The sequence below is a fragment of the Amycolatopsis benzoatilytica AK 16/65 genome (assembly GCF_000383915.1).
GTDB classification, from domain to species: domain Bacteria; phylum Actinomycetota; class Actinomycetes; order Mycobacteriales; family Pseudonocardiaceae; genus Amycolatopsis; species Amycolatopsis benzoatilytica.
In genome coordinates this window covers 8,155,043-8,178,092 of the sequence record NZ_KB912942.1, presented here as the reverse complement: position 1 = coordinate 8,178,092, position 23,050 = coordinate 8,155,043, and the positions used below count along the sequence as shown (strand labels likewise).

Genomic DNA, 23,050 nt, shown 5'->3' with positions numbered 1-23,050 from the left:
TCAACGCCGGGACTACCGCAGTTCAGGCAGACCTGCCTCGAGCACGGCGAGGTCGCGCACCGCGTAACGATGGTGCTCGGCTTCTTCTTTCAGCACTACTTTGAGGCAGCGGCGCACGACGTACTCCTGGTCCGGATACGGCTCTGCGGGCTTGCGACCACACACCCGGTCGAGCTCGGCGGCGGTCAGCTCGTCGATGACCCGTCGCATCGCGGCCATGCGAGCGAGCCGCGGCGCGAGTACCTCCTCAAGTGTCGGGCTGGCCTCCAGGACGAGTCCGAGCTTCGCCGCGGCGTCGGGCGGCATCCCTCCGGCAGGGAAGCCCAGCGGGTGATAGGGCGCTTCCTCCTCAAGCACGGCGTTCCCGAGCCAGGCATCGCACGCGAACAGCAGATGCCGTTGTGTCTCGACGAAGGACCACTCGTCGTCCACCCGCTCGTGCAGTTTGGCAGCAGGCAGCAGCCTCGCCCGGCCGAGCGTCTCGGCCCATAAGGTCTCGATGGCGTGCCACGCAGCCTGGTAGTCCTCGGGAGAAACCGCATCCCGCGCCAGCGCCCGTGCGGGGTGCTGGCGGTCGAGCTCGGCCTCGACATAGGCGGTCACATCGACGTCGTTGACGACGACGCGCTCGAAAACGCCGCCGAGGTAGATGTCGCTGCCGTAACAGTCGACGATCTTCAGGCCGTTCACTTCGCAATCGCGGATCTCAAGGCCGGCAAGGTCGCACAGGTGGATGCGAGCGCCGCGGAATTGGTCGCTCTGGGCGTATTCGGAGACCATCACAGCAGTTTCGCGGACACCCTCCCCCATGCACAGGGCCACTCGTTGGCGATTCGTGTCCCGTCCGGGCGAACTTGGAAGGTTGCCACGGTGCCGACGTGCGGTGCTGGCGGACTCGGGCTAGTCCGCATAATCAACACGCACAAAGACACTGCCCCAAGATCGGCGGCTATCGTGCTGTTGTGACAGGCTCCCGGCAACGGCCGCTGCTCTTTCTCGACGTCGACGGGCCGCTCATCCCGTTACCCCCAGCTCGAACCCCCTCCTAGCCAGGCTCGACCCCGGGCATGGTCCCCGTCTGGCCACGTTGCCCTGCGACCTGGTCTGGTCCACCACATGGGCCGCCGCGGCGAACGAGTGCCTGTCGCCGCGACTGGGCCTTCCGCAGTTGCCGGTGGTCGACTGGGCGGCTGGACGTCCATTCATCTGGGTTGACGATGAGATCACCGGCACCGATCGGGAATGGGTGCGGGCACACCACCGGGCACCTGCGCTACTACACCGCGTCGACCCCCCGGCATGGCCTCACGGACGCCGATTAGCCCGCCGTTGCCGAGTGGCTGCGGACGGTATAGGAGACGCCGGGGCGCAGGCCAACGGATGGCCCGGCGAGCGCATCCTCCTCAACGGTGGTGAGCGCAAGGACCGGTGCTGGCAAGCGAGAGTCCGCAGAGCTGGGCTGTCCGGGTCTCGCGTGGTGCTCGCGGACGTCGGACCGGATGACGGCCGGCGCGCGGTGGTAGTTCATCGAGCCAACCACGGGCGAGTGTTGCCTGTTCGGAGAAAGGGGCGGCGACACTGACATCGCTCGCGCCGGGTGGCGCGAGCGATGTTCTCGTCGGTGTTCAGCGGGGTCCGAATCCCCGGTATGGGAGCAGTGGGATGACGGTGAACTCGGACAGGCCGGACTGGGCCATCGGCAACGCGTCGACCGTGGATCGCGCGGCCTGTTCGTCTGGAGCTTCGATGACGAAGCAGGCTCCAGGGATGTCGTCGCGCAGCCAGATCTGGCGCACCACTCCGGCGGCATAGAGCTGACGCACACGTCGGGTTTCGTCGGGGATGACGGCGTCGAACTCGGCGTCCTCGTACCGCTCGGTGTACCTGCGGCTGAGAACCAGGAACTGCATGACCGGGGTCCTTTCGTAGCTATCGGGATTGGTTGGCCACTGGAGCCGGGGCGGCCAGGAGCCGGGGCAGCAGGCCGCCCGCGCGCATCCAGGTCTGCTCGACCTCGGTGTCGATGCGGGCGAGCGCGGCCTGTTCGAACACGACCCGTTCACCTCGGCGTGCGATGACGGTCAGCGGTGCCTGGACAGCGGGCCCGACGTCCAGGCCAAGGATGTCGAACTCCTCGGTTCCGTCGGCGTCGAATCCGCCCAGCGCGGGGCACTCGACGGGCAGTACGCCCAGTGCGACGAGGTTGGTGCGGTGGATGCGTTCGAAGCTTTGAGCGAGTACGGCTTGCACGCCGAGCAGGCGGGTGACTTTCGCGGCCCAGTCACGGGCGGAGCCGACGCCGTAGGAGCGCCCGGCGACGATGACCACCGGCGTGCCGCGCCGCGCGTATGCGGCCGCTGCGGCGTGAACCGGCATGATGTCGCCGTCCGGTAGCAGGCGCGTCCAGCCGCCCTCCCTGCCCTCCGCGAGTTTGTTGCGCAGCCGAGGGTTAGCGAAGCCGCCCCGCAGCATCGCTTCGTGGTTAAGCCGCCGGGCGCTGTAGCTGCCGAGTTCTTCCGGTGCGACGCCTCGTTCGGTGAGCCATTGGCCGGCTGCCGAGCCGGGCTGGATGCGCCCGACCGGGGAGATGTGGTCGGTGGTGACGTCGTCGCCGAGGACCAGCAGCGGCCGGGCTCCGGTGATGTTTCCCGAGTGAAGGGGTTCGCATGCCGCGGCGTCGGCGAACGGGGGACGCCGGATCAGCCCGGTTTCCTGCTCGTCCCATGCGTAACTTGCGCCTGCGGGGAATGGAAGTTGCTGCCAGCGATCCGTCGTCATCGGCAGGGACGCACCGCGGCCCGGCGACCGGTGCTCGGCAGCCGTGACGGTCGCGTCGATTTCCGTTTCGGAGGGCCAGATGTCTTCCAGTAGTACGGGCTTGCCGTCCCGGCCGGTGCCGAGCGGGTCGCAGTCGAGGTCGATCGTGGTGCGCCCGGCGAGGGCGAACGCGACGACAAGCGGTGGTGAAGCCAGGTAGGAGTGGGTCACGTCGGTGTGGATGCGGCCGGGGAAGTTCCGGTTTCCCGACAGCACGGCCGCAACGGAGAGGCCGCGCGCACGGATCTGCCGGACCAGATCGTCCCGGAGCGGGCCGGAGTTGCCCATGCAGGTCCCGCAGCCATACCCGGCGACCTGGAAACCCAGCTTGTCCAACGCGGACTGCAGCCCGCTGGTGCGCAACAACTCCGCGGTCGCTCGCGAGCCTGGAGTCAGTGAGGTCTTGGTCCACGGCGCGACGGTGAGTCCGCGAGCTACCGCGTTGCGGGCCAGCAGACCGGCGGCGGCCATTGCTCGCGGGTTGGAGGTGTTGGTGCAACTCGTGATCGCGGCGATCACCACGTCGCCCTCGGACAGTTCTCCAGGACGGCGTGCCGTCGTCGGCCGGCGCAGGTCGCCTGGATGAAGGGTCTCGTGCGGCCGCGAGGGACCGGACAGGGTCCGGTCCACTGTGGTCAGGTCCAGCTCGATCAGATCATCGTAGTCGGGCTCGATTCCGGACAGTATCCCTTGCGCCGCGAGGTAGGCGCGGATCTCGCCCGCCGGGCGGCCGGTGCGACCCAGGTAGTCGAGTGTCCGGGCGTCCACGGGGAAATAGGCCATGGTCGCGCCGTACTCGGGTGCCATGTTCGCGATCGTGGCGCGGTCCGGAACCGGCAACGCGGCAAGGCCCGGCCCGTGGAATTCCACGATCCGCTGCACGACTCCGTGTGCCCGCAGCACCGCGGCAAGGGTCAGTGCGACGTCGGTCGCCAGCACTCCCGACCGAATGGCACCGGTCAGCCGGACGCCGACCACTTCGGGTACCCGCAGCAGGATCGGCTCGCCGAGAGCGGCGGCGGTCGCTTCGATGCCGCCGACTCCCCAGCCGGTCACGGACAACGCGTTGATCATGGTGGTGTGGCTGTCGGTGCCGACTACGGAGTCGAACCGGGCGACCGGCCCGCCGGTGACCACGTCGGCCAAGACCTCGAGGTTGAGCTGATGGCAGATCCCGATGCCGGGTGGCACGACACGCAGGCCCGGGAAGCGGGTCTGCGCCCAGCGCAGGAACCGGTACCGATCGGCGTGGCGGTCGTATTCGCGGTCGAGGTTCAGCCCGGCCGCCAGTGCCGATCCGGCTGCGTCGAGTTCCAGCGCGTGGTCGACGACCAGGTCCATTCTCCGCCGGGGCGCGACGGCGGCCGGGTCGAGTCCGAGCTCGGCTGCGCGTTCGGCCAAAGCGACCAGGTCGGCCAGCACTGGGATGCCAGAGGCGTCCTGCAGCAGAACACGTTCTGGGTGGAAGGGGATCGAGGTGGTGGTGTCCCGTTCGGCCAGCGCGCGTATGTGATCGGCGGTAACTGTCCGGCCGTTCTCGTGGCGCAGCAGGTTTTCCACCAGGGTGCGGCTGGCGTGCGGCAGACGGCTCAGCGGGCCCGCTCCCGCGGCTTCGGCGGCGGGAAGGCTGAAGAAGCGGCTACCGCCGGGCAGCGAGCGCGTCGCGCGGAAGGAGTCGAGCGTCACGGCTGCGGCACCTGGCGTTCGGCGGTGCCGACGTAGGCGGGCAGCAGGGGCGGGGGAATCGGCCCCTTGATCCGACGCCCGGATTGGGTCTCTTCCCAGGCGTGGGCCAGGATCCCGACCGAGCGCGACAGGATGAACAACCCGCGGCCCAGTTCCGGCGGAAAGCCGAGTTCCGCGTAGACGACGGCGGTGGCACCGTCGATGTTCATCGGGACCGGCGCGGTCCGTCCCGCTGCCAGCTGCCGTTCGAGTTCTTCGGCGATCCTCAAGCAATGCCCCTCGACGACGCCGGCCACGACCTGCTCGGATACGGCCTGAAGCAAGGGATCCCGGCGCGGATCGCGCGGGTGGAAGCGATGCCCGAAGCCAGGCACGTGCCGCCGTCGCTCCCGAAAGTCTTTCAGCGCCTTGGCGACCGCAGCCTCGACACCGTCCTTTTCAGACGCTTCGCGGATGCGGGCGAGCACGGCCATGCACTGCTGCCCGGCTCCCCCGTGCACATCTCCGAGCAGCCCGACGCCAGTGGACATCGCGCCGTGCAGCCCGACCCCGCAGGTCGCCGCCATCCGGGCGGCCGCGATCGACGGTGCCTGCGGGCCGTGGTCCACGGCGGCGACGAGTGCCTTCTCCAGCAAGGCGGCCTGGGCCTTGCGCGGCATCTCTCCGCGGAGCAGGAGCCAGATAGTTTCCGCGAAGCCGGCGTTCCCGATCAGCTCCTGCACCGGATAGCCGCGCAGCCGGATGACCCCGGGCTCGATGTCGGACACCGCGGTGGCCCACCAGTCGGTCACGTCGCGGGTCGACGTCGCATGGATCGCCTTGTCCCGTGCGGAAGTCATACCGCCTTCTCCTCACGCAACCGCGCGATTTCGGCCTTCCCGCAGCCCAGTTCGCGCAGGATCGCCTCGGTATGTTCGCCGAGCTTCGGTGGCCGCAGGTCCGTGGAGACCCGGGCGCCGTCGACCTGGGTGGGCGCGCCGAGCACCCGCACTTCACCGCCGCTTGCCGCAGGCGAGGGCACCGAGGTGACGAGCTCGCGGTGCGCGACCTGCGCGGAGACCAGTGCCTCGGGGACCGAGATCACCGGGGCGGCGGGCACTCCGGTGCCGAGCAGGATCTCGTCCCATTCCGCCGCGGTCTTCGCCTTGAGCGAGGTCTCCAGCTCGGCTCGCAGTGTCTGCCGGTTGCGCTTGCGGTCCTCCCGGGTGGCGAACCGCGGATCGTTGATCAGCTCCTCGCGACCGAGTACCTGGCAGAGAATCTCGTACTGCTCCTGTTTGTTCGCCGCGATGTTCAGCTCGCCGCCCGCGGTTTCGAAGGTTCCAGACGGTGCGGACGTGATGTTCTCGTTGGCCATCGGGGCCGGTTCGCGCCCGCCGATCAGATGATCCGACACCACCCAGCCCATCGCCGTCAGCGCGGCGTCGAGCATCGAGGTGTCGAGGAAGGCGCCTTCGCCGGTGCGCCGCTGGCGAAGCAACGCCGAAGAGATCGCGAACGCGGCGGCAAGCCCGCCGAAGCTGTCGCACACCGGGAAACCGACGCGCAGCGGCGCCACCTCCGCGGTCCCGGTCACGCTCATTATGCCGGACAGTCCCTGGATCACCTGGTCGTATGCGGGCCTGCCGCGCATCGGCCCAGTCGAGCCGAAACCGGAAACAGCACAGTAGACCAGCCGCGGGTTGATCTCCCGCAAGCGATCCCAGCCGAATCCCAGCCGCTCCAGCACGCCGGGGCGGAAGTTCTCCAGCAGAACGTCGGCACTCTTCACAAGTCTCGCGAAGACTTCCTTGCCGCCGTCCGATTTGAGGTTGACGGTGATCGACCGCTTTCCGGAGTTCTGGGCGAGGAACGAGACCCCGAGACCCTCACGAGACAGCTCCGGGTCGGAGCCGAGCTGACGGGCCAGGTCGCCGGTCCCGGGGGGTTCCACCTTGATCACCTCAGCACCCATCAAGGCCAGTTGATAGCCCGCGAACGGCCCGGCCAGCACGTTGGTCAGGTCGAGTACGCGCACCCCCGCGAGCAGATCCGCGGTCATCGAAGAAACACCTCCACCGGGCCAAGGCCGACTTGGCTGATTTCGCCGGCCGCCGCTGTGACGGCGTCGACGTACCGGCCGACGCGGTCGGCGGTGAAGCGTGACGTCGGCCCGCTCGCGGACAGCGCAGCAATGACCCGGCCGTCCTTGCCGAAGATCGGCGCCGCCACCGCGGACGCGCCCAGTTCGCGTTCGCCGTGCGTTATCGCGTAGCCGGCCTCGCGGATGCTGTCGACCTCGCGGCGCAGCGACTCCCAGGCCAGGTCTGAACGGCGGGCGGCCAGTTCTCGCAGCACGTCTTCCGGTGCGCCGCCGAGCAGGATCTTGGCCGCGGCCCCGGTGGCCAGCGGATAGGGCACGCCCACCTCGACCACGCTGCGGACCGTCGCGGTGCCCTCGACCTGGGCGACCGAGGTCCGGTCGAGCCCTTGCCGGATGTAGACGTTGACGGTCTCTCCGCAGTCGTCCACCAGCCGGGACATGATCTTGCGCGCCTCGGGCCCGACCTCCCACAACGACTCCGCGAGCTTGACCCAGCGGAGGAAGCCGGGGCCGGGCCCATAGGACGAGTCGCCCCTGTCGACGATCAGCCCGAGCGATTCGAGCGTCGAAAGCAGTCGCACCACGGTGGTCTTCGGCAGCCCGGTCAGCGTCACCAGGTCGCGCAGCTGCCGGGTCGGATGCGCCACGTCGAAGAGTTCCAACACCTCGATGGCTCGCGCGATGCTGCGCACGCCGCCGTCGACCCGCGTGGAAGCGGTACCAGTCTCAGCCATGAATCCCACCATAGACCGTCAGACGGTTTATGCAAACCACATTGTGGGTTGACGGAGCCGATGGCGCGTGCTTTCCTGACTCCCGCACTGCTCAAACTGGCCAGCGGAACCCCGAAACCGCTCAATGGTGCGCAGGGGAAGAGAGAGGGAGTTTCGTGACTCGACAACAGGCAGATCTGGTCGTGGTCGGATGCGGCGCCGGCGGTCTCGCGACCGCCGTGCGGTTCCTGGAGCTCCACCCCACGGGTCGCGTAGTCGTCCTCGAACGGACGTCGAAGGCCCGGCGCGGTGGCAACACGGCGTGGACCGGCGCGTTCTTCCGGCTCGAACAGGACGGCGCGCCGGCGGCCGACTTTTCCGCCCGGATGCTCGAACTGAGCGACGGCCGGACCGACGCCGCCATCGTCGGGAGGCTGGCCGCGCTGGCCCAGCCCACCATGCAGTGGCTCAACGAGAACGGCATCGCCACGAAGGCGGACCTCACCTACTTCCTGACCTCGAAGGGCCCGCGGCTGATGCCGGTCGGCGGTGGCGCGGCGATCGTGGAGACGCTCGCGGCCCGGGTCGAGGCCCTCGGCGGCACCATCCGGTACGACACCGCCGCACACGCCCTTGTCCAGGACGAGACCGGCACCGTGACCGGCGTCGTCGTGGCCGACGGGACGCAGTGGGAAGCGCCGACAGTCGTTCTTGCCTGCGGCGGATTCGAAGGCAGTGCGACACTGCTCAACCGCCACCTCGGCGAGCGAGGGCACGAGCTTTCGACCATCGCCCCCGGCGGGCGCGCCAATCAGGGCGAGGGCATCGAGATGGGCGTGCGTGCCGGGGCGGCGACCGACGGGCAGTTCGACCGCTTCCACGGCGAGCCAGTCGACCCGCGCACCCGGTCACCGGAAGCACTGGTCATGGTCTATCCGTACGGCATCCTCGTCGACCACCGCGGCGAGCGGTTCCTCGACGAAGGCGCCGACACCCCGGACAACACCTTCGAGTCGGTCGCGTACCGGATCTGGCGCGACGCCAACCAGTTCGCGTACCTGATCGCGGACCAGAAACTGGTGCGCCACGACATCGCGCGCGCCGTCCTGACCGACCGCGAACCCGAATCGGCCGACACGCTCGAAGCCCTGGCGGAGCGTCTCGACCTCGACGCCGCCGCGCTCGTGACGACGGTCAAGAAGTACAACGCCGCCGCCCAGCCAGGTCCCCTCGACGTGACCCGTCTCGACGGGGTGTCGACCAACGGGCTCGAACCGCCGAAGTCGAACTGGGCGCGCCCGATCGACGAGCCTCCGTACGTGGCGTGGCCGGTAACTTGCGCCATCACCTTCACCTTCGGCGGCCTCAAGACCGACGAACACGCACGGGTCGTCGGCCGGGACGGTGCGCCGATCCCGGGCCTGTACGCCGTCGGCGAGGTCGCCGGGATCTATCACCACAAGTACCCCGGTGCCACCTCCGTCCTGCGTGCCCTCTGCTTCGGCCGCGTCGCCGGCGAAGCGGCCGCGGCACGCTCCACCGTCCCCAGCGCAGCGTCCTGATGTCAAAGGAGACAGTCATGGCACAACCGGTGCGGACCACCCGGGCTATGTCCCGGCGTGCCGCCATCGCCAGCCTCGTCGGCACCACCATCGAATGGTTCGACTTCTTCGTCTACGGCCTCGCCGCCGCGCTGGTCTTCGGCAAGCTGTTCTTCCCGGCGTTCGACACGCACAGCGGACAGCTCGCGTCGTTCGCCACACTCGCTGTCGCGTTCGTCGCCCGGCCTATCGGCGCCGCGGTGTTCGGTCACCTCGGCGACAAGCTCGGCCGCCGGTCCACCCTGATCATGACCCTGAGCATCATGGGTGTCTCGACCGGTCTGATCGGGGCGCTGCCGACCTACCACTCGATCGGCATCGCAGCACCCATCCTGCTCATCACCCTGCGCCTCTCCCAGGGGCTGGCGGTCGGCGGCGAATGGGGTGGAGCGGTGCTGATGTCGGTCGAGCACGCGCCGCCGTCGCGGCGGCGGCTGTTCGGGTCCGCACCGCAGATGGGCAGCCCGCTCGGCCTGGTCCTCGCGACCGCCGTGATGTCCGCGGTCTCGGCGTTGCCCAATGATCAGCTGCTGGCCTGGGGGTGGCGGATCCCGTTCCTCACCGGCTTCGTGCTCGTCGCCGTCGGCCTGGCGATCCGTCTCGGCGTCGCCGAACCCGAGCAGTTCAGCGAGCTCAAATCGGCCGGGCAGACAGTCCGGTTACCGATCGGCGAGGTCTTCACCCGAGCGTGGCGGGGGCTCGCGGTCGGCACCGGTGTCCAAGCCTCGGTCAATGTCGTTTTCTACCTCATCTCGGTGTACTTCCTGACCTACGCGACGACCTCGCTCGGCATGGCGCGCGAGACCGCGTTGCTCATCGTGATGGTCGCGGCCGCCATCGACCTGCTTGTCCTGCCGGTGGTCGCCGCCGCCAGCGACCGAGTCGGCGCCCGGCCCGTGCTGCTGGGCGGTGTCCTGTTCACCGCGGCGGCGGTCTTCCCGTTCTTCTGGCTCATGGGCCGCGACCAGGTTTTCCTCACCGGCCTCGTCGTCACCGTCATGATGCTGGGCGCCCACGCCACTGTGTACGCCGTGATTTCCAGCGTCATCGCCGACCAGTTCGACACCAAGGTCCGCTACAGCGGCACCGCGTTGAGCAACGCGCTCGGTGCCCTGATCTTCAGCGCTCCGACACCGTTCGTCGCCGAAGCCTTAGTCGGCAACGGAACCCGCTGGTGGCCGCTCGCCCTGTTGACCGTCGCCTCCGCCGCCATTTCGCTCGTCGCCGTCGTCGGCGTGCGCCACAAGAAACATGCGGCGTCCACCGCGCCCGAACCAGCCCTGCCCGCCTCCGCCTGAAAGAAAGTTTGGGAGAACCACCGGCATGAGCACCGAGACCTACACGATGCTGATCGACGGAAAGTGGCGCGACGCCGCAGACGGTGCCACCTTCCCGTCGGTCAACCCCTTCAACGGGAAGACTTGGGCTGAGGTGCCGAGCGCCACGCCCCAGGACATAGACGACGCCGTCACCGCGGCCCGGCGGGCGTTCGATGATGGGCCTTGGTCCGGTTCGACGCCGCTGCAGCGCGCGACTCTGCTGCGCCGGTTCGGCGACCTCATCAAGGAGAACGCCGACGAACTCGCCCGCATCCAGGTCCTGGAGAACGGGAAGCTCATCCGTGAAGTCGCCGGCCAGACCATCGCACTGGCCAACCACTGCTATTTCTTCGCCGGAGTCGCCGAAAGCCCGCTCGGCGAAACGCTCGCCAGCAGCGTGCCGGGCATGCAGGTGTTCACCGTGCGGGAACCGATCGGCGTGGTCGCCGCGATCACCCCGTGGAACAGCCCGCTGGCGTTGCTGTTGTGGAAGCTGTGCCCCGCCCTCGCGGCCGGGAACACCGTGGTGATCAAACCTTCCGAGATCACCCCGGTGTCCACATTGGTCCTCGCCCGGCTCATCCAGGAGGCCGGTTTCCCCGATGGGGTCGTCAACGTCGTCACCGGGGCCGCGCCGGTCGGCGCCGCGCTGGCCGAACACCACGGCGTCGACAAGATCGCCTTTACCGGTTCCACCGCTGTCGGCAAGAAGATCGCGGTCACGGCAGCGCAGCGGCTCGCGCGAGTTTCCCTGGAACTGGGCGGAAAATCGCCCAACATCGTCTTTCCCGACGCCGACCTGCCCAACGCCGTCAACGGCGTCATCGCGGGCATCTTCGCCGCGACCGGACAGACCTGCATGGCGGGGTCACGGGTCCTCGTGCACGAAGACATCCACGACGAGTTCGTCGCGGCACTCACCGAGAAGACCTCGCAGATCAAGCTCGGCGACCCGCTCCACCCCGAAACCGAAATGGGCACCGTCGCCTGTCAGGCCCAGTACGACAAGGTGCTGCACTACATCGAGATGGCGAAGGCCGAGGGCGCACAGTTGGCCACTGGTGGCGGGCGGCCCGCCGACCCCGCGCTCGACGAGGGTTTGTTCGTCCAGCCCACCGTCTTCACCGGGGTCACCAACGACATGCGGATCGCTCGCGAAGAGGTTTTCGGGCCGGTCGCGGCGGTCATCAAGTTCACCGACGAAGACGACGCCGTCCGAATCGCCAACGACACCCCGTTCGGCCTCGCCGCCGGCGTCTGGACCCGCGACGTCGCTCGCGCCCACCGCATGATCCGGCGCCTGCGCGCGGGCAGCGTATGGATCAACAACTACCGCAAAACCAACCATGTCGCCCCGTTCGGCGGATTCAAGGAAAGCGGGATCGGCCGGGAGAACGGCTTCCACGCCATCGAGGAGTACACCGAGGTCAAGACCGCCTGGATCGACACCGGGAACACCATCGCCGACCCATTCAATCCCCGCGCCTGACACTGGGCTTGGCGAGAGATCCCGGTTCGTCTCCGCACGTCGTCGGTGCTTGAGGTCGATCAGGTCGCCGGATCATCGGCTGGGCAGCCACAGTTGAGCGGTGGCAGACCCGCAGGTCCTAGGCCAGGTGGGCGGCGGTCGGCGCGGCCAGCGTTCCGGCACGAGGTCGCGCCGAGGACGTCGGTCCGGGCCTGATCGTCCCCACCGGCAACCGAGCCGAACGGACAGGTCGGGCGACCCCCGAGGTAGACACCGTCTACTCAGTTTGATAGACAGTGTCTACAAGGTGAACCAGGGGTTACGGAGAGCGGAATGGGCTACCACACGTTCGTCGCCGTCGGCGACAGCTGCGCCGAGGGGCTGGACGATCCGTACCCCGACCACAGCCAGTACCGCGGCTGGGCGGACTACGTCGCCGGCCGGCTCGCGCGCGACGAGGGCGGATTCCGCTACGCCAACCTGGCCGTTCGCGGCCGCCGGCTCGACCAGATCGCCGCGGAGCAGCTGCCCGCCGCCGAGCGGCAGGCACCGGATCTGATCGCGCTGTTCGGCGGCGGCAACGACGTGATGAGCCGTGGCTGGGACGCGCGCACGGTGGCCCGCCGCGTGGACACCGCGATCCGGCAGTGCACGCAGATCGCGCCGACGGTCGTCACCTTCACGTTGAGCGACATCGCCCACCGGATGCCGCTGGGCAACCGGATGCGCCCGCGGATCACCGCGCTGAACGACGCCATTCGCGAAGCGTCGGTCAGCTACGGCGCGAAGCTCGTCGACCTGTGGCCGGACCACGCGGCGCACGATTCGCGGTACTTCGGCCCGGACCGGCTGCACCTTTCGCAGGCCGGGCATCTGCGCGTCGCCGGGCACGTGCTCGACCGGCTCGACATCGCACACGACGGCAGCTGGCTGCAACCGCTGCCGGGCACGCCGGACCAGCCGAGCCCGCTCGCCGACCTGCGCTGGCTGTGGCAGGAGGTGCTGCCGGTGGGCATCACTCGACTGCGCAACCGGCTCATCGGCCGTTCTCCCGGCGACGGTTTCCTGCCGAAGCGCCCTGAGCTGCTGCCGGTCGCCTTCTCCGAAGCTCAGGTATGAGCGCGCGCCAACGGTTGATCCGCACCGCCGAGGAGCTGCTGACCGGTTCCGGCGTCGAAGCCGTCACGCTGCGCGGGATCGCGAAGGCGGCAGGCGTGTCGCACGGCGCACCGCTCCGGCACTTTTCGGGACGCGCGGAGCTGCTGTCCGCGGTCGCGACGCTTGGCTTTACCCAGCTGCTTGAGCGTGGCGCACAGTTGCCCGATGGCAGCCCGCGCGAACGTGTCACGGCTGCCTGTCACGCGTACGTCGACTTCGCGGTTACGAACCCGGCGATGTTCGAGCTGATGTTTCGACGCGACCTCATCGACCCGGAGGAACCTGGTCTCGTCGCGGCCAGCAGTGCGGTCTTCGACACCTTCGCCGAACTGGTCCGTCTAGACCGCGCGGAAGCGAAGGACGACCGGCTGCGGTCGGGTACCGACCCACGCCTCGTCGCAGCATCACTGTGGGCCGCGCTGCACGGTCTCGCGCAGCTTTGGCTGTGGGGCGGATTGGCGGGGGCGAGCTTCGCACCGTCACCGGAATCGGCGCTCGCGGTGACTCTCGACGCGTACCTGGGGTGAAGTGGCTGGGCACCTCCAGCTCAGCGCGGACGCTTACTGGGAGCGGCCGGCCCGACTGTCCATCCGGTAGCCGAGCTCGTTGCGCAGCACGCGTTCCGCAGCATGCAGACCGGCCATTCCGTGCACGCCGGGACCGGGCGGAGTGGCAGCCGAGCACAGGTAGACGCCGCGCAGCGGGGTCCGGTACGGGTCCCAGCGGAGGACCGGTCGGCCAACGACCTGACGCAGGCTGACCGCGCTCGCCGCGATGTCGCCGCCGACGTAATTAGCGTTGTACGCCTCGAATTCGCTCGCTGGGATCGCGCGCGAGGCGAGGATCGTGTCGCGGAAGCCGGGAGCGAACCGTTCGATACGACGGCAGATCGCATCCGTCGGGTCGAGCGGATCCCCGTGCGGGACATGGGCATACGCCCAGATCGGCCGCTTGCCAGGCAGCCCCCTGCTCGGGTCGGCGGCCATCGGCTGCGCCAGGAGCACGAACGGATGCTCGGCCCGTTCTCCCGCGACGACAGCGTTTTCCGCAGCGTGGACTTCGGCGCGAGTGCCGCCCAGGTGGACGGTGCCGGCGAGGGCCAATTCCTTCTCGCGCCAGGGGATCTCTTCGGAGACCAGGAAGTCGACCTTCGCAGCGGCCGGGCCGTAACGGACGTTGGCGAGCGCGCGGCGATATTGCGGCGGCAGCAGCGGTCCAGCGATCCCGAGGACGCCTTTCGGGGCGAGGTCGAGCAGTACGGCTTTCGCGTGCGCTAGCTCGCGTACGTCGGTGACGCGCGCGTTGGTATGTACGCGGCCACCGTGCATTTCCAGTTCAGCGACGAGAGCGTCGGTGATGCGCTGCGTGCCGCCACGGGGAATCGGCCAGCCGGTGGCGTGTGCGAGGTGGCTGAGCAGCACAGCGATGCCGCCGCCGACCAAGGACGGCATCCGGCCTAGCGCGTGCGCGGCGACGCCCGCTAGGAGCGCGGGAGCTTCTTCACCAGTGAAGGGGTTCGTGATCGCCGAGAGGGCGCGCGACGCGACGTACGCGGCGGTACGTGGCGAAGGCGCGTGGCGGAGGTCGCCTAGGAGAGTCTTGGTGATTTCGTCGGTGTGCTCGATCAGCGGTGTCATGAAGCGCCGCCAGCGCGAGCCATCTGCGCCAAGCCGGGCACAGGTGCGTTCTAGGTCGGCGTACGCGAAAGCGGTGGTTCGCTCGTCAATCGGATGCGCGTACGCGACTTCGGACGCACAGAGGTCCAGGTCGAACTGCTGCAAAAACGGCGAAGCAGCGGCCATCGGGTGCACCGCCGAGCAGATGTCATGGACGACATCCGAGTCGAAGAGCCGCTTCGACCGTGCCCCGCCGCCGGGCTCCGCGGCCGCCTCGTACACCTCGACCGACAGCCCGGCGCGGGCCAGCGAAATGGCCGCGGCCAGGCCGTTCGGCCCCGAGCCGACGACCGCCGCGTCCAGCGTGCCAGGCAGTTTCACACCCCGATCGTAGGGCTGCGACGAACCGGGCACCCAGTGTCACGCCCGAACACCTGATCGAATATTGTCGTACCTCGCGCCTACCGTGCACCCCATGCCCGGCCCGCACGGGTCGCGCCTGCCGGAGAGGGGGGTCCATGCCCGACCACGACACGTTGCTGGAGCGCGTGCGGAAGCTGCTGGCCAAGGCCGAGGACCCGGCGGTCACGCCGGCCGAAGCCGAGCTGTACAACACCAAGGCCGCCGAGCTGATCGCGCGGCACGGGATCGACAACGCGATGCTGGCCGCGTCCGGCCAGAGCGGCGACGACCTCACCGTGCTCAAGCTGCCGATCGCCAATCCGTACAGCCGCGACAAGGCCAGCCTGCTCACCAGCATCGCCTACCCGCTGCGCTGCCGGACCCTGCTGCACCGGGTCGGACAGGGCGTCGAGGAGGTCACCGTCTTCGGCTTCGGCACCGACCTCGCCCGGGTCGAACTGCTGTACACCAGCCTGCTGCTGCAGGCGAGCACGCAGCTGGTGCGGGTGCGGCCGGACCAGCGGGTGTTCCGGGAGTCGCTGGCCGCGTACCGGCGGACCTGGCTGCACGGGTTCGCACGCGCGGTGCACGAGCGGCTGTCGCTGGCCGAGGAGAAAGCCGCGCGGACCTACCGGCCGGAGACGGCGAGCGGAAAGTCCGCGGAGCTCGTGGTGCGGGACCGGACCGCGGTGGTGCAGCAGGCGTTCGACCGGGAGTACGGCGACCTGCGCTCGGCGGCGCCGCGCCGGTTGTCCGGGTCGGGATACCGGGAGGGGCACCGGGCCGGAACCCGGGCAAACCTGGATCCGGCGGCGATCGGGCGGCGGAGGTCGGCACTTCCGGTGCGCTGACCTGAGTCAGCCGAACGAAGGTCCTGGGCCCGCATCGGAGGCACCATGATCCGCATCGCAGACCTCGCGACCCGGCCGGAGCTGCGCGGACCGGCACTGCGGCTCGGGTCCGTCGGCGGCGAGTTCCTCGGCCGCGGGCTCACCGCGGGTCTGGCCAGCTCGGCCCGGCTCGCCGCGCACTGGCCGGAGTTCTTCCTCGTCCTGCTCGACGCTGCCGAAACACCGGTCGCGCGCGCGGCCGCGATCCCGGTCGCCTTCCCCGCGGACGACCGCTCCGAGCTGCCTGACCACGGCTGGGACGGCGCCCTCGTCTGGGCCGCCGAGGACCATCTCGACGGGACACCGCCGACCACGCTCGTCGCGCTGGAGGTGTACGTCGCGGAAACCGCCCGCGGGCAGGGCATCGCCGGCATCGCGCTCGCCGAGTTGAAGGAACGGGCGCGGCGAGCCGGTCTCGACAGCCTGGTCGTCCCGGTCCGGCCGACCGGAAAACCGCCCCTGGAGTCTATTGTGGACTATCTAGCCACCGGTGCCGATCCCTGGCTGCGCAGCCACGAACGCCTCGGCGGCCAATTCCGCAAGGTCGCGCCGTTCGCGATGACGGTCATCGGAACGTTCGCGCAGTGGCAGGAGTGGACCGGCGTCCGGCTGCGGGACGGGCCGAACGTCGTGCCGGGCGGGATCGCGCCGGTGATCGGGTCCGCCGCGCAGGATCTGGGCGGGTACGTCGAGCCGAACGTCTGGTACGAGCACCCGCTCTAATCCCAGCTCGGCAGCCACGTGTCCGGTCCGGCCGGCCGGTCCTCGACCAGGTGGTCGCGCAGTTTCCGCACGTCCGGATGCGGCTGGTCACGCCGCCACAGCAACGACATCGGGTACACCGGCGCCGGGTCGACCACCGGGATCCGGCGAAGGTCGTATCCGTCCGGCCAGAAGTAGCGCGAGCCCACGCCGACGAACGTCGACAGGTCCGGGGACGTGGCGAGTTCGTCCAGCATCGCCTCGTTGCCGAAGACCGGGCCGGACGGGTCGATGGTCAGGCCGAAGGCGGCGGACAGTTCGGCGTAGTACGCGCCCCATTCCGTCCGGGACGACAGGCCGGGCATCCAGATCCGACGGCCGACCAGTTCCGCCATCCGCACCGACGGCTGGTCGGCGAACGGATGGCGCGGGCCGACCAGCAGCTCGTGCGCGTCGTAGCCGACCAGGCAGCTCTCCACCGCTCCCAGCTGGTCGCGGCTCGGGACCCCGCGGAACGCCGCGTCGACCGAACCGTTCTCGACCGCGGCGACCGCACCGGCGAAGTCCAGCTCGGCGCCGGAGGTGACCACCTCCAGCTCGACCTCCGGATGTGCCTGGTGGAAATCGCGCACCAGCCACGCCGTCAGAACCCGCCGGTTCAGCACGTCGACTCGAAGCGGCCGCTGCTCCGGGCGAACTGAGGCAAGAGCGCGCCGCTCGGCGTCCAGCAGCGTCCGAGCGTGCGGGAGGAACGCCTCGCCCGCACTGCTGAGCCGCGCGCCGCGCGCGGTCCGGGTGAACAACCGGACGCCCAGCTCGCGTTCCAAAGTGCCGACGCGCTTCGACACCGCCTGCTGGGTGATCCCCAGCTCCGCGGCCGCTTCCTGGAACTGCCCCCCGTCCACCACGGCGACGAAGGTCCGCACGAATTCCAGCTCCACAGGGCAATCCTAGGCGCTTCGGCCGCCAGGCCCAGGAGCACACGACGGATTCGGCCGCAGCACTCGCCTGACCCGAAGTCCGCGATAGGCCCCTTCCGGGAATCTGAGTCCCGCAAGGGGCCCTTCACGGACGGGCCAGCCGGGGGGGGCTCGGTCAAGCCCGGCGGCCGCCGTCGACAGACAGGGCGATTCCGGTGACGAACGACGCGGCGTCCGAGCAGAGCCACACCACCGCGGCGGCTGCTTCTTCCGGCGTCGCGAGCCGGCCGAGAGGGGTGATCGCTTCCTGCCGCGCGATCAGGTCGGAATCGCCGGCCCACTTCTCGAATCCCGGCGTGCGGGTGGGACCCGGGCAGACCGCGTTGACGCGGATGCCGTCTGCCGCGTGATCGACCGCCGCGACCTTGGTGAGCCCGACGACGCCGTGCTTCGCTGCCACATAAGCCGGCGCGTTCGGGATCGCGTACAGGCCGCCGTTGGAGGCGACGTTCACGATCGATCCGCCTTTCATCAGCGGAAGCTCGTATTTCAGGCAGAGGAACGTGCCGGTCAGGTTCACCCGCACAACGCGTTCGAACTCGGATAGGGACAGCTTGTCGATCCGTTGCCGCGACGACGAACCAGCATTGTTGACCGCGAAGTCCAGCCCGCCGAACACGTCCGCGGCCTGCCCTACCGCTTCCCGAACGGAGCGCTCCTCGGCGATGTCGACGTGCCCGCTCAGCGCCTCGCCGCCTTCCCCGGCGATCATCGCGACCGTCTCCGCGGCGGCGTCCTCGTCGATGTCGAGTACTGCCACCGCGGCCCCAGTGCGAGCGAGTTCGAGCGCCGCCGCCCGGCCGATTCCGCTGCCGGCCCCGGTAACCAGACCGCGCTTCACGACAGCGATTCGTGGTTGGCCCAAGCCACCCGGTACGAGTGCCGCGCCTGCCATTTCTCGATCACCTCGTGCAGCTCCGGCGCGGTGAACGCCTTGCCCAGCGTTTCCAGGTCCGCGACCTCGACCTGCACGATCGCCGTCGCGATCAGGGCCGGGATCGCCTCTTCGCCGGGGATCGGCAGGTGCCGCTGGGTCTTGACCGACTCGGCGAGGCCGGAGTCCCGCATCGCCTTGGTGATATCCGCCAGGTACTGATCCAGCGTGGCGTCAGACACCGGCTGGTCGAACGAAACAATCATCGTATGCGTGATCATGCTTCAAATACTGCCGAGTACATCAGCGCTGGTCCAAGACCAGTTCGCTATCCACTGATAACCTGACGGAATGGCTGAGCTGGAGACCCGCGAACTCGAGTACTTCCTGGCCGTTGCCGCCGAGCTGCATTTCGGCCGGGCGGCGGCCCGGCTGTCGATCGCGCAGCCGGCGCTGTCGAAGGCGATCCAGCGGATCGAAGCCCGGCTCGGCGTGCCGCTGTTCGTCCGCTCCAGCCGGCAGGTGTCGCTGACCCCGGCCGGCGAGGCGTTGCAGGAGCACGGCCGGCACGCGCTCAACGCGGTGAGCGCGGCCGCCCGCAACGCCCGCCGGGCTGGTGAGCGCCACCTGCGAGTGGTGCTCAAACCGGGCGGCGACGCCGGTCTGTTGTCCGGGATACTCGCCGAGTACGCCCATGATCCGGGCGCGCACCAGGTCGAAATCCTCTTCAGCGGCCCGGCCGATCGCACCGACTACCTTCGCGACGGCCGCGCCGACGTCGGCCTTCTCTTCGCTCCGTTCGACGACCTGGACGGACTGGCGCACGAAACCTTGCACGCCGAGGACCGCGTCGCGATCGTTCCGGCCCGGCATCGGCTGGCCCGGCGCAAAACCGTCCGGCTGTCCGATTTGGAAGGGGAGACCCTGCCGTCGTGGAAGGGAGTCCCCGGTATCGAAGGCGCTGGTCCCGAGATCGCGGACGTCGTCCAGCTGCTGCAGCTGGTCTCGCTCGGCCGGATGGTCGGCGTGCTGCCGCGCTCGCTGGTCACCTCGGCTCCGCCGAGCGTGCGATGCCTTCCGGTAGCCGACGCGCCGCCCAGCCGGCTGGTGCTCGCCTGGAACGAACTGGACCGGCGTCCGCAGGTCGCGTCCTTCGTGGCCGCGGCAGTGCGCTCAGTTTCGCCAGCGTTCCGCGAAGAACACGGATAGCAGTCGCACGGCCGCTGCCAGCGAAACGTCCGTGAAGGGCCCCTTCCGGGAATCTGGTTCCCGGAAAGGGCCCTTCACGGACTGGACAGCGGTCGGAGGAGATCAACCCGGTCGGACGGGCGCGCCGAACCACTCCGCCACCGCCGCGCCCGGATCTTCCCCGACCCAGCACACCTGCCCGTCCGGCCTGACCAGCACCGCCGTGCCCGCATCGACGCCGTACCGGGCGAGGTCTGGACTGTCCACTTGCGACACCCAGGGGACGGGTCGGCCGGAATCTCCCAGCAGTACCGGCTTTCCGTCTCGGAACCGGCTGCTCAACCAGGTTCCGTCGGCCAGCCGCACGTCCGGCATCCGCACCCCCAGGAGCGGATGCCGGATGCCCGGAAGCTCGTAGCGAACATCCAACCCGGCCTGGCGCTCGGCGATCTCCCGCAGCGTCTCGGGCCGGGACAACAGCTCCGACACGAAGTCCCGCAGCGCGACGACATCCTCGTCCGGCACCGTGAGCACTCCCTGCGCCCGAGTGCTCGCGAGCGTCGCGGCGGCCACCGGATGCCGCTCGCGGTGGTAAGTGTCGAGCAGACCGGCCGGCGCACGCCCGCCGAGCTGCGCTGCCAGCTTCCACCCCAGGTTGAACGCGTCCCCGAGCCCGAGGTTCAGCCCCTGCCCGCCGATCGGCAGATGGATGTGCGCGGCATCCCCGGCGAGGAACACTCGACCGTGCCGATAATTCGACACCTGCCGCGAAGCATCGGTGAACCGCGAAGCCCAGCAAATCCGTTCTACGCGCGCCCGATCGCCCACCGCTCGCTGGACTTCCGCGAGGCTGATCGGTGCCTCCCGAGCCAGCTCCTGCTGTTCCGGACCGGCGAACAGCACCCGGCTCTTCCCGTCCCGCAACGGAATCAGGTGACCGAACGCCGGCGTCGCCGAGTCGAACGACGGCAGCTCCCAAGTGCCGAAAGCGCTTTCCAGCACCACGTCCGCGACCGCCATCGAGACTCGTCCGTCCCGGCCGGGAAAGTCCGCGTCCAGCAGTTTCCGGACCGTGCTGTGCGCCCCGTCCGCGCCGACGAGGTACCGCGCGGTCAGCGTTTCCCGCGGCCCGTCGAACGTCGCGGTCACCGTTTCTTCGTCCTGCCGCACTGAGACCAGCCGCTGCCCGCGGAGCACGGGGTCGAGCTGGCCCTCCAGGTATTCCTCCACAATGGCCTGTTCCACCCCGAGCTGATACCGGAACCGGGTGTCCAGCTCGGCGTAGGAAACCGGGATGCCAGCGAAATGTCCGGACGGGATCATCGCCAGTGCCTGCCTGGCAATGGGTTCGAGCCATCCCCGCATCTCCAGGATTTCCGCCGACCGCGGCTGCAGGCTCAGCGCCCGAGACTGTCCGGTGCGCTCGATCGCCTGCTCCGCCACCGCGACGCGCACTCCGGCCAGCACCAGCTCGTTGGCGAGCAGCAGGCCGGTCGGACCAGCGCCGATCACCAGGACGTCGAAGTCAGGCACGAAGATCACGCTTCTTGGTGTAGTAGAAGTGGAATCCGAGCAGCGCGGCGAGAATCGCGTAGAACTGCACGCTGGTCACCAGGTTGATCAGGTCGATCGGCAGCAGGTAAGTCAGCACGATGCTGGCCACCGAGCTGAGAAAAAGCCCCAGCCCCCACACGACGGACATCACTCGCAGGCCGTGCCGGAAACCGGCATCCTCCTGCCAGCGTCGTTCCCAGACCCGCGCCCCCGCTTCGCCGACCTTGCTGACCGCGATGGTTCGCCCGAGCGTCATCAGCACGGGACGCCTCACCAGCACGGAGATGACCATCCACAACCCGAGAAGCCCGAGCAACGCACCTACCCAGCCTTCGCGGATCGCCAATGCGCGCGGGCTGTCGGTGAGCAGACCGATCGCCAGACTGAACGCCATGACGCTGATCGTGAACACCGCCATCAGGTCCAGCCGGCGGGCGCGCCAGACACCGAGCACGATCCGGGGAATCGAAGCGAGAATCCCGGCCAGCAACGCCCACCACTGGCTTACGCCGAGTGCCCGCAGCCCGTAATACAGGCCAAGTGGAACCACTAGATCGAAAACAATCGTCGAGCCATTCTGCCGGACCAGAGCGCGCATCCCCTCGCGCCGCTGCTGACCCGCTGCCGGAGCAGTCATGCATTCCCCCTTTAAGTAGCTGTCGCGCGCAGAAAGAGATCAGCGAGCTCGGCACCACTGCGCGCGAGCACTTCCGCCGAAGCACCGGTGCGGCTGGCGACCAGCGCGTCGATCGCCCCAGTGATGGCCAGCGCCATCACCGACGGGTCGAACTCGCCGAAGTCGCCTGCCGCCTGCCCGTCGCGCAATTCTGCTTCGAGCCGCTCGATCCGCGCACTGAGCACCGACGTGTCCACCTGAAGCCCCCCAACGGCACCCTGCGCCGCGGCGATGATGCCGAGCAGCGCCCGCAGGTGCGCCGGATGCGCCGCCACTACGTCCATATTGGACTCGATATACGCCCGCAACCGGGCCGGCCGCCCCTCTGCGGCCCCGATCCTCTCCTGCATGAACGCGGTAGCCGTCGCGACGATCTCTTCGCTGACGGCGCACACCAGATCGTCCTTGCCGGCGAAGTGGTACGAGATCATCCCCGTACTGCTCAGCCCGGCCCGCTTCGCGATCTTCGCGAACGACGCCTGCTGGTAACCGACCTCCGCGATCGTCTCGATCGCCGCCGAGACGATCTGCGCCCGCCGCCCTGACTCGGTGAAGGTCCGCCCGTTTGCTCGCATGAGCAAACTTTAGCTCAGTCAAGCAAGACTGCGCAAGCAGCACCGGCGCACCACTGATCGACTTCCGCCGAATTTCCCGATTCCGTTGCCACCGTGCGCCATTCGGCGTAATTCCGGAACGTCTGCCACCCGTTGCGCCGGCTTCGATGGTTTCCTCGTACCTGACTGGACGATGGGGGTGAAGCAACCGGATGAGCGGACCGCTATCGGACAACGCGGAAGGCGCGGAGGCCCGGATCGACCAACTGGTCGCACAGGCGAAGCAGAAGGCGCAGCGATACCGCGCCATGCAGCAGGCAGTTGAGCAAGTCTCGGTGTCGGCGGCCAGCAAAGACGGCACCGCCACCGTCACGGTGGACTCCGCCGGCAACGTCGCCGACCTGCGGATCACCGACCGCGTCCGGGAAATGTCCGGCGATCAAGTCGCGAAAGCCGTGCTGTCCGCGCTGCGAGCCGCGCAGGCGAAACTGCCGGACCGGCTCAGCGAGGTGATGGCGGACACGATCGGCGACGATCCGCAGACCCGCGACACCATCGTCGGCAACTACCGGGCGAAATTCCCGGAACCCGAACCCGAGCCGGACGAACCCCCGCCCGCCGCGGCCAGCCGGATCGGCCAGCTCGCCGACGAACCCGAGCCACCGCCGGCCGCGCCGCCACCGCGACCGGCACCGCGACGCCCAGCCCCGCCCGACGATGACGACGACGAGGGCTTCGGCGGCCCGGTGATGATCCGCGAATAGCTGCG

General features: G+C 69.1%; 22 protein-coding genes. 9 read left to right on the top strand and 13 right to left on the bottom strand.

Going from position 1 to position 23,050, the window contains the following annotated elements; translation table 11 throughout:
• Positions 1–12 precede the first annotated feature (12 nt).
• The 6 genes from AMYBE_RS0138330 to AMYBE_RS0138305 all read right to left on the bottom strand — a co-directional run bounded on the left by AMYBE_RS0138330 (position 13) and on the right by AMYBE_RS0138305 (position 7,320).
• On the bottom strand, positions 13–780 hold the full coding sequence (locus tag AMYBE_RS0138330; RefSeq protein WP_020664704.1) for a DinB family protein: 768 nt from the start codon (positions 778–780) through the stop codon (positions 13–15).
• Between the two features lie 845 nt (positions 781–1,625).
• Entirely contained in the window at positions 1,626–1,910 is a 285-nt protein-coding gene (locus AMYBE_RS0138325; RefSeq protein ID WP_020664703.1) for a muconolactone Delta-isomerase family protein, read from the bottom strand.
• 19 nt (positions 1,911–1,929) lie between these two features.
• Positions 1,930–4,503, bottom strand: a complete 2,574-nt coding sequence (gene acnA, locus AMYBE_RS0138320) for an aconitate hydratase AcnA (RefSeq protein ID WP_020664702.1) — start codon at positions 4,501–4,503, stop codon at positions 1,930–1,932.
• Positions 4,500–5,342 carry a citryl-CoA lyase gene (locus AMYBE_RS0138315; RefSeq protein WP_020664701.1) on the bottom strand — a complete coding sequence of 281 codons (843 nt, stop codon included), beginning with the start codon at positions 5,340–5,342 and terminating at the stop codon, positions 4,500–4,502. The genes acnA and AMYBE_RS0138315 overlap by 4 nt, the downstream gene beginning before the upstream one ends.
• Positions 5,339–6,544 carry a CaiB/BaiF CoA transferase family protein gene (locus AMYBE_RS0138310; protein ID WP_020664700.1) on the bottom strand — a complete coding sequence of 402 codons (1,206 nt, stop codon included), beginning with the start codon at positions 6,542–6,544 and terminating at the stop codon, positions 5,339–5,341. Before AMYBE_RS0138310 ends, AMYBE_RS0138315 begins: the two co-directional genes overlap by 4 nt.
• Positions 6,541–7,320: an IclR family transcriptional regulator gene (locus AMYBE_RS0138305; RefSeq protein WP_020664699.1), complete on the bottom strand. Its 780-nt coding sequence runs from the start codon at positions 7,318–7,320 to the stop codon at positions 6,541–6,543. The genes AMYBE_RS0138310 and AMYBE_RS0138305 overlap by 4 nt, the downstream gene beginning before the upstream one ends.
• Before the next feature lie 155 nt (positions 7,321–7,475).
• Here AMYBE_RS0138305 and AMYBE_RS0138300 point away from each other — a divergent pair, with 155 nt between their 5' ends.
• From AMYBE_RS0138300 to AMYBE_RS0138280, 5 genes are all read left to right on the top strand, one after another.
• Positions 7,476–8,861: an FAD-binding protein gene (locus AMYBE_RS0138300; RefSeq protein WP_027928454.1), complete on the top strand. Its 1,386-nt coding sequence runs from the start codon at positions 7,476–7,478 to the stop codon at positions 8,859–8,861.
• Between the two features lie 17 nt (positions 8,862–8,878).
• A complete protein-coding gene (locus AMYBE_RS0138295; protein WP_020664697.1) occupies positions 8,879–10,198 on the top strand; it encodes an MFS transporter in 1,320 nt (439 codons plus the stop codon).
• Between the two features lie 25 nt (positions 10,199–10,223).
• The gene (locus AMYBE_RS0138290) at positions 10,224–11,708 is read left to right on the top strand and encodes an aldehyde dehydrogenase (protein ID WP_020664696.1); all 1,485 of its coding nucleotides are present in this window, start codon (positions 10,224–10,226) and stop codon (positions 11,706–11,708) included.
• A gap of 312 nt (positions 11,709–12,020) precedes the next feature.
• Positions 12,021–12,806 (top strand): SGNH/GDSL hydrolase family protein, encoded by a 786-nt coding sequence (locus AMYBE_RS0138285; RefSeq protein WP_020664695.1) that lies wholly within the window; start codon positions 12,021–12,023, stop codon positions 12,804–12,806.
• Positions 12,803–13,372 carry a TetR/AcrR family transcriptional regulator gene (locus tag AMYBE_RS0138280; RefSeq protein ID WP_020664694.1) on the top strand — a complete coding sequence of 190 codons (570 nt, stop codon included), beginning with the start codon at positions 12,803–12,805 and terminating at the stop codon, positions 13,370–13,372. Before AMYBE_RS0138285 ends, AMYBE_RS0138280 begins: the two co-directional genes overlap by 4 nt.
• Before the next feature lie 33 nt (positions 13,373–13,405).
• Here the strand turns inward: AMYBE_RS0138280 and AMYBE_RS0138275 are convergent, their stop codons facing one another.
• Complete coding sequence (locus AMYBE_RS0138275) at positions 13,406–14,842, bottom strand: FAD-dependent oxidoreductase (protein WP_020664693.1); 1,437 nt, start codon at positions 14,840–14,842, stop codon at positions 13,406–13,408.
• A 137-nt stretch (positions 14,843–14,979) separates the two neighbouring features.
• Between AMYBE_RS0138275 and AMYBE_RS0138270 the strand changes: the two genes are divergently transcribed.
• The gene (locus AMYBE_RS0138270) at positions 14,980–15,714 is read left to right on the top strand and encodes a DUF2786 domain-containing protein (RefSeq protein WP_020664692.1); all 735 of its coding nucleotides are present in this window, start codon (positions 14,980–14,982) and stop codon (positions 15,712–15,714) included.
• A 45-nt stretch (positions 15,715–15,759) separates the two neighbouring features.
• Positions 15,760–16,476 (top strand): GNAT family N-acetyltransferase, encoded by a 717-nt coding sequence (locus tag AMYBE_RS0138265; RefSeq protein WP_020664691.1) that lies wholly within the window; start codon positions 15,760–15,762, stop codon positions 16,474–16,476.
• Here AMYBE_RS0138265 and AMYBE_RS0138260 read toward each other — a convergent pair.
• The 3 genes from AMYBE_RS0138260 to AMYBE_RS0138250 all read right to left on the bottom strand — a co-directional run bounded on the left by AMYBE_RS0138260 (position 16,473) and on the right by AMYBE_RS0138250 (position 18,590).
• Positions 16,473–17,396: a LysR family transcriptional regulator gene (locus AMYBE_RS0138260; RefSeq protein WP_020664690.1), complete on the bottom strand. Its 924-nt coding sequence runs from the start codon at positions 17,394–17,396 to the stop codon at positions 16,473–16,475. The genes AMYBE_RS0138265 and AMYBE_RS0138260 overlap by 4 nt on opposite strands.
• Before the next feature lie 154 nt (positions 17,397–17,550).
• Positions 17,551–18,276: an SDR family NAD(P)-dependent oxidoreductase gene (locus AMYBE_RS0138255; protein WP_020664689.1), complete on the bottom strand. Its 726-nt coding sequence runs from the start codon at positions 18,274–18,276 to the stop codon at positions 17,551–17,553.
• Complete coding sequence (locus AMYBE_RS0138250) at positions 18,273–18,590, bottom strand: hypothetical protein (protein WP_027928451.1); 318 nt, start codon at positions 18,588–18,590, stop codon at positions 18,273–18,275. Before AMYBE_RS0138250 ends, AMYBE_RS0138255 begins: the two co-directional genes overlap by 4 nt.
• Positions 18,591–18,660: 70 nt before the next feature.
• On the opposite strand from AMYBE_RS0138250, the gene AMYBE_RS0138245 reads away from it, so the two are divergent.
• Complete coding sequence (locus AMYBE_RS0138245) at positions 18,661–19,518, top strand: LysR family transcriptional regulator (protein WP_020664687.1); 858 nt, start codon at positions 18,661–18,663, stop codon at positions 19,516–19,518.
• Positions 19,519–19,620: 102 nt separating this feature from the next.
• On the opposite strand, the gene AMYBE_RS0138240 is transcribed toward AMYBE_RS0138245, so the two are convergent.
• From AMYBE_RS0138240 to AMYBE_RS0138230, 3 genes are read right to left on the bottom strand one after another with little or no spacing between them, the layout of a single operon-like run.
• Positions 19,621–21,039, bottom strand: coding sequence for an FAD-dependent monooxygenase (locus AMYBE_RS0138240; RefSeq protein WP_020664686.1), 1,419 nt, complete (start codon positions 21,037–21,039; stop codon positions 19,621–19,623).
• On the bottom strand, positions 21,023–21,688 hold the full coding sequence (locus tag AMYBE_RS0138235; RefSeq protein ID WP_051124843.1) for a VC0807 family protein: 666 nt from the start codon (positions 21,686–21,688) through the stop codon (positions 21,023–21,025). Before AMYBE_RS0138235 ends, AMYBE_RS0138240 begins: the two co-directional genes overlap by 17 nt.
• Before the next feature lie 11 nt (positions 21,689–21,699).
• Positions 21,700–22,302: a TetR/AcrR family transcriptional regulator gene (locus AMYBE_RS0138230; RefSeq protein WP_020664684.1), complete on the bottom strand. Its 603-nt coding sequence runs from the start codon at positions 22,300–22,302 to the stop codon at positions 21,700–21,702.
• 191 nt (positions 22,303–22,493) lie between these two features.
• On the opposite strand from AMYBE_RS0138230, the gene AMYBE_RS0138225 reads away from it, so the two are divergent.
• Positions 22,494–23,045: a YbaB/EbfC family nucleoid-associated protein gene (locus tag AMYBE_RS0138225; RefSeq protein ID WP_020664683.1), complete on the top strand. Its 552-nt coding sequence runs from the start codon at positions 22,494–22,496 to the stop codon at positions 23,043–23,045.
• The last annotated feature ends 5 nt before the right edge of the window (positions 23,046–23,050 follow it).

Excerpts from the sequence above, each read along its gene's own strand:
- AMYBE_RS0138225 (WP_020664683.1), top strand. The coding sequence starts at position 22,494 with ATGAGCGGACCGCTATCGGACAACGCGGAAGGCGCGGAGGCCCGGATC.
- AMYBE_RS0138265 (WP_020664691.1), top strand. The coding sequence starts at position 15,760 with ATGATCCGCATCGCAGACCTCGCGACCCGGCCGGAGCTGCGCGGACCG.
- AMYBE_RS0138295 (WP_020664697.1), top strand. The coding sequence starts at position 8,879 with ATGGCACAACCGGTGCGGACCACCCGGGCTATGTCCCGGCGTGCCGCC.
- AMYBE_RS0138330 (WP_020664704.1), bottom strand. The coding sequence starts at position 780 with ATGGTCTCCGAATACGCCCAGAGCGACCAATTCCGCGGCGCTCGCATC.
- AMYBE_RS0138280 (WP_020664694.1), top strand. The coding sequence starts at position 12,803 with ATGAGCGCGCGCCAACGGTTGATCCGCACCGCCGAGGAGCTGCTGACC.
- AMYBE_RS0138315 (WP_020664701.1), bottom strand. The coding sequence starts at position 5,342 with ATGACTTCCGCACGGGACAAGGCGATCCATGCGACGTCGACCCGCGAC.
- AMYBE_RS0138230 (WP_020664684.1), bottom strand. The coding sequence starts at position 22,302 with ATGCGAGCAAACGGGCGGACCTTCACCGAGTCAGGGCGGCGGGCGCAG.
- AMYBE_RS0138305 (WP_020664699.1), bottom strand. The coding sequence starts at position 7,320 with ATGGCTGAGACTGGTACCGCTTCCACGCGGGTCGACGGCGGCGTGCGC.
- AMYBE_RS0138250 (WP_027928451.1), bottom strand. The coding sequence starts at position 18,590 with ATGATCACGCATACGATGATTGTTTCGTTCGACCAGCCGGTGTCTGAC.
- AMYBE_RS0138325 (WP_020664703.1), bottom strand. The coding sequence starts at position 1,910 with ATGCAGTTCCTGGTTCTCAGCCGCAGGTACACCGAGCGGTACGAGGAC.
- AMYBE_RS0138290 (WP_020664696.1), top strand. The coding sequence starts at position 10,224 with ATGAGCACCGAGACCTACACGATGCTGATCGACGGAAAGTGGCGCGAC.
- AMYBE_RS0138235 (WP_051124843.1), bottom strand. The coding sequence starts at position 21,688 with ATGACTGCTCCGGCAGCGGGTCAGCAGCGGCGCGAGGGGATGCGCGCT.
- AMYBE_RS0138285 (WP_020664695.1), top strand. The coding sequence starts at position 12,021 with ATGGGCTACCACACGTTCGTCGCCGTCGGCGACAGCTGCGCCGAGGGG.
- AMYBE_RS0138270 (WP_020664692.1), top strand. The coding sequence starts at position 14,980 with ATGCCCGACCACGACACGTTGCTGGAGCGCGTGCGGAAGCTGCTGGCC.
- AMYBE_RS0138310 (WP_020664700.1), bottom strand. The coding sequence starts at position 6,544 with ATGACCGCGGATCTGCTCGCGGGGGTGCGCGTACTCGACCTGACCAAC.
- AMYBE_RS0138245 (WP_020664687.1), top strand. The coding sequence starts at position 18,661 with ATGGCTGAGCTGGAGACCCGCGAACTCGAGTACTTCCTGGCCGTTGCC.